Source organism: Clostridium sp. (assembly GCF_040797585.1).
Lineage (GTDB): Bacteria > Bacillota > Clostridia > Clostridiales > Clostridiaceae > Clostridium_Z.
In genome coordinates this window covers 1-4,880 of sequence record NZ_JBFNEO010000208.1, presented here as the reverse complement: position 1 = coordinate 4,880, position 4,880 = coordinate 1, and the positions used below count along the sequence as shown (strand labels likewise).

The 4,880-nt window shown below is 31.5% G+C and carries 6 protein-coding genes and 1 riboswitch; all 6 genes read right to left on the bottom strand.

The window, feature by feature from the left end:
- The coding region (thiE, locus tag AB2369_RS11370; RefSeq protein ID WP_367666594.1) for a thiamine phosphate synthase at positions 1 to 525 on the bottom strand (525 nt) is incomplete at its 3' end.
- Between the two features lie 35 nt (positions 526 to 560).
- Positions 561 to 1,346: a hydroxyethylthiazole kinase gene (gene thiM / locus AB2369_RS11365; RefSeq protein ID WP_367666593.1), complete on the bottom strand. Its 786-nt coding sequence runs from the start codon at positions 1,344 to 1,346 to the stop codon at positions 561 to 563.
- Complete coding sequence (gene thiD, locus AB2369_RS11360; protein ID WP_367666592.1) at positions 1,346 to 2,149, bottom strand: bifunctional hydroxymethylpyrimidine kinase/phosphomethylpyrimidine kinase; 804 nt, start codon at positions 2,147 to 2,149, stop codon at positions 1,346 to 1,348. Before thiD ends, thiM begins: the two co-directional genes overlap by 1 nt.
- Before the next feature lie 85 nt (positions 2,150 to 2,234).
- Positions 2,235 to 2,323, bottom strand: a riboswitch (TPP riboswitch).
- Positions 2,324 to 2,701: 378 nt separating this feature from the next.
- On the bottom strand, positions 2,702 to 3,103 hold the full coding sequence (locus tag AB2369_RS11355) for an HsmA family protein (RefSeq protein WP_367666595.1): 402 nt from the start codon (positions 3,101 to 3,103) through the stop codon (positions 2,702 to 2,704).
- A gap of 55 nt (positions 3,104 to 3,158) precedes the next feature.
- Positions 3,159 to 3,974 (bottom strand): ABC transporter permease subunit, encoded by an 816-nt coding sequence (locus AB2369_RS11350; protein ID WP_367666591.1) that lies wholly within the window; start codon positions 3,972 to 3,974, stop codon positions 3,159 to 3,161.
- A 1-nt stretch (position 3,975) separates the two neighbouring features.
- On the bottom strand, positions 3,976 to 4,880 hold a 905-nt coding region (locus tag AB2369_RS11345), incomplete at its 5' end, for an ABC transporter ATP-binding protein (protein WP_367666590.1).

Genomic DNA, 4,880 nt, shown 5'->3' with positions numbered 1-4,880 from the left:
GGTAAAGGTCTTATGTATATTATTTAGATTTAATCCCCCTATTCCCACCATAGGTAAGTTTACTTTTTCTTTTATATTTTTTACTTCTTCCTCACTTACATTCTTTGCATCTAACTTAGTACTAGTTGTAAATATAGCTCCTACCCCTAAATAATCAGCTCCATCATCTTTAGCTTTAGTTGCTTCTTCTAAAGTTCTAGCAGATACTCCTAAGATTTTATCTTCTCCTATTAATCTTCTAACTTTTTTAGCAGGTATATCATCTTGCCCCACATGAACTCCATCTGCATCCACAAGAATAGCTATATCTACTCTGTCATTAATTATAAAAGGTATATTATATTTTTTAGTCAACTCTCTAAGTCTATAAGCTTTTTCTAAAAACTCCTTTCCTAAGGCATCCTTTTCCCTTAGTTGAACCATGGTTACCCCACCTTTTATAGCATCCTCTATTGCCTTATAAAAGTCTCTTCCCTTTAATATCTCTGAATCTGTTACTAAATAAAGCTTTAATTTATCCTTCACTGTTATCCCTCCCTGAAAATACTATTCTAATAACTTTATATCATCTCAACCTTACCCTTATGTTCTATTATCTCTTTTGTTAATTTATAAACTGTATCCATTAACTTTACCCTAAAACTCCCCAGGGCTATATCCTCTTTATCAATGATCTCTCCACTCAGAGACATGGTAATAACCCCCATTGCTGCTGCTTCTAAACTATTATCTGTACACCCTAAATAACTTCCTATAAGACTTGCAGTCATACAGCCTGTCCCAGATATCCCCTTGAGTTTTGGTGTCCCATTATATATCTTTATTATTTTATCTCCATCACTTAAAATATCAGTTTTTCCTGTGGCTACCACTACACAGCCTAATTTTCTTCCTACACTTTTTATAATTTCTTCTGTGTTCTCCTCGTCATCAAAGGAGTCCACTCCTTTACCTCTTACATTAAAGCCCCCTATATATTTTATCTCTGCTGCATTTCCTTTTATAACGGAAAACTTTACTTCATTAAGAAGCTTATTTATAAAATCACTTCTGGTTTTTGTTGCAAAGACTCCAACAGGATCTAGAACCACAGGTCTATTATATTTATTTGCTGCCTTCCCAGCCTTTATAAATAAGTCTAAATAATTTGAATTCATAGTGCCCATATTTATAACTACTGAATTAGCTATGCTAACTATTTCTTCCACTTCTTCATAGGAGTAACTCATTAAAGGACTAGCTCCTAGAGCCAAAGTTATATTAGCACAATCATTTATTGTAACCTCATTGGTGTAGTGAAGTACTAATGGATTTATTTCTTTAACCTTATCTATTAGCTGGTACATTATTTTCCCTCCTGAAATTTATAAAAGTGATGAACTGGTCCTACTCCATGTCCTATATCAAAGCTATTTTTAATAGCCTCAGTTATATATATCTTGCTAAGATTCACAGCTTCTTCTATCTCATGGCCTAAGGCTAAATGAGAAGCTATGGCTGAAGACAATGTACATCCTGTGCCATGGGTATTTTTTCTATCTAACCTTTCGGACTTATAAATTTTAAAAGTATTCTCTCCTATAAGAACATCTAAAGCATCTCCCTCTAAATGGCCCCCCTTCATAAGCACGTACTTAGGTCCAAGGGATAATATTTTTTCTCCAGCAGTCTTCATATCCTCTAAAGTCTCTATATGAATACCTGTTATTTCTTCTGCTTCTAAAGTATTAGGTGTTATTATGTAAGCCATTGGTATAAGATATTTTATTAAGTTATTTTTCGCCTCTGGCTTCAAAAGTGAATATCCACTTTTAGATATCATAACTGGGTCCACTATCAAATATTCTAGGCTATATCTCTTAAGAACATTTACTATTTCTTTTATTATATCCGGACTAGATACCATACCTATTTTTACAGCCTTTGGAGGAATATCCTCAAAAACTACCTCTATTTGTTTTTTTATGATTTCATTACTTAAGTCTTCAACTAAAAATACTCCCTCAGTGTTTTGAGCTGTTATAGCTGTTATAACACTCATCCCATAAGTTCCAAGAGCACTAAAGGTTTTAAGATCCGCTTGGATTCCAGCTCCACCTGAGGAGTCAGACCCCGCTATAGTAAGTGTAGGTACTCTGTAATTTTTCATTTAACCTCTCTCCTTTTTATAGAAAATAAAAAATGCTATAATCCAGAAAGGAATATAGCATTTAGTACTATTTTATAAATATAAAAATGTATTTAATCCGCTTTCCTACGCTGGCATTATCCAGATCAGGTACAAGGGTGTATCTCAGCCTATTAGGCACCCCTAGCTTTTTATTTTATTTTATCTGATGGCTAGAATCTGTAACACCCCATCCTCTTAAAAGGTGAGGGCTAACAGTTGCTACGCCCCTAGATTAACTCATCTAACCTTCAGCTGGTGGAAAAAACACCATCTGAAGGAAGATTCGTTCTATACTTATATTATAAGGTATTATAATATTTATACAAGGAACTATCTATTAAAGTTTTAGATTTATTCATCTTTTTATCTTTCTCTATTCTTAAAAATAGTATAGGATTTATCCACCAATTCATTTCTTAAGTAAACTCATCTATGATTTATGGTTACTTAGTACTATTCTTAATCCATATTATCTATAAATTTTTCAATAAATATCATAAAGCTAACTTATTTTTATTTGAGATTAAAATACTAGTGGGACACTCCCATAAATACTCCAATAAAATAAGGAATAAGCCAGATAATCCAAACCACCATACTAAATTTATGGAAAAATAATTTATTCTCTTCATTTCCTTTATATAATACAAAGGTAGCCCAAATTGCATGGATAAACATTAATATAATGGCTAAAGCTCCTGTAATACCATGTAGTCCACCTGTAGATATTCCCCCATTAGAGTTTGTACCTTTTGCTATAAAGCTCATGGATGTAGTCCCTATAGTATCAAAAAGTAATCCTAACCAGAATATAAGAACATGTTTCTTTTTAAGACTACCTTCTCTTCTCTCTCCTAATACTCCAATAGTATAAAAAATTAATGCTGCAGTTATTGTCACAATAGCAATATCAATAAACCACTCATTGCTTATCACTCCTCAAGCCTTTCTACGTATCTTAGTCCTTATTGTACATACTCTCTTTATCTTAGATTCGCATATCTTTTCTATTATAAATCATATAGGCTCCAATTAATGAAACTATAATAATTCCAAGTCCCGTCCATATATAACTTAAGTTAAATCCTTCTTTAATTAAATTTATAGGTACCACATATTCAAAGGGTGATAGATACTTAAAAAAGCTTAATCCTTCTTTTAATTTTCCTATTATACCCATAAAATATGTGACAAAGAATAGTCCAATTGCTGTCGGAACCGCTGTTTTTGAAGATTTAATAATGGTAGATATTAAAAATCCTACTGCCATAAAAATATATCCTAAAAATGCTACTCCTATAAATAGAGTCTTTATATCCATAATAAGATCTAAAAATTTTACATCCTCTGGCATTACCATAAATGCTATAATACTAGCTGCTAATCCTACTATAAATACATATACATAATATATTATAGCTGAAGATATTAGCTTATAAGTTACTATTTTAGATCTTGTAATTGGTTTTGCATATAAAAATTCTATAGTTCCTTCAGTTTCTTCCTTTATAAGAGAAGACACTCCAAGGATAGCTCCATATACTCCTCCTGCCATAACTATATATTGCATAGCATAGGCTAAATACTGAGATATATTTGAAAAATCCATAGTTGATTCTATATTAAAAGCTTCTAATACTGCTGGTGGAAAAGCATCTAATTTTGTTCCTATAATATCTTGCATTCCGCTATCTTTCATACTAGGAAATAAGGACATAAATAGTATTATAAGAGCACTGCATATTAGAGACCATATTAGAGTTGATTTAATTAAACCTTTAATTTCAAACTTTATTACATTCATTTTATCTATCCCTCTCCTTCTTATAATAATTTAGGAAGGTATCTTCTAAACTCTCTTCTTCAATAAATAATTCCTCTATGGTATAACTGCTTAATTCCCTTATAAGCTTATTTATATCATCTCTATAAATAAAGCTATATTCCCTATTCTCTTTATTTATAATCTTATGACTCATACTAAGTAATTTGTCCTCATTAATCCCTTCACCTTTTATTGTTACTTTAACCCCTAGACTTTCATTAGATTCTTTAATATTTAGTGTATCTACTATTCTTCCTTCTTTTATTACACATACCCTATCACATAAATTTTGAACTTCCACTAAGTTATGTGAAGATAAAAATATAGTTGTTCCCTTAGACTTTTCTTCTAGCAATATGGAAAATAGCTTATTTTGCATAATAGGGTCAAGCCCATTGGTGGGCTCATCTAAAATTAGAACCTTTGGATTGCTTATAATCGCTTGAACTATTGCAATTTTTTTCTTATTCCCAAGGCTTAATTCTCCCATCTTTTTATTCTTTTCAATATCAAGCTCCTTAAAAAGCCTTTCTATGTCTTCCTTATTACTCCCAGGATAAAAGGATGCTCCGTAATTTATTAGATCCGAAACCTTAACATTCTCATAATAATTTACTTCGCTAGGCACATAGCCTATATACTTCTTTATTTCACTACTTTCTTTTACTATATCCTTTCCTAATATGGTGCCTTTTCCACTAGTTGGATATATAAAATTTAAAAGAGTCTTTATGGTGGTAGATTTTCCTGCACCATTAGGTCCAATGAACCCAAAAATCTCTCCTTCTTTAACTGCTATATTTACATCCATTATTCCTCTATTTTTTCCATAGCTTTTACTTAAATTAGTTGTTTCAATTGAATACATAAATCTCACCTCTAAAC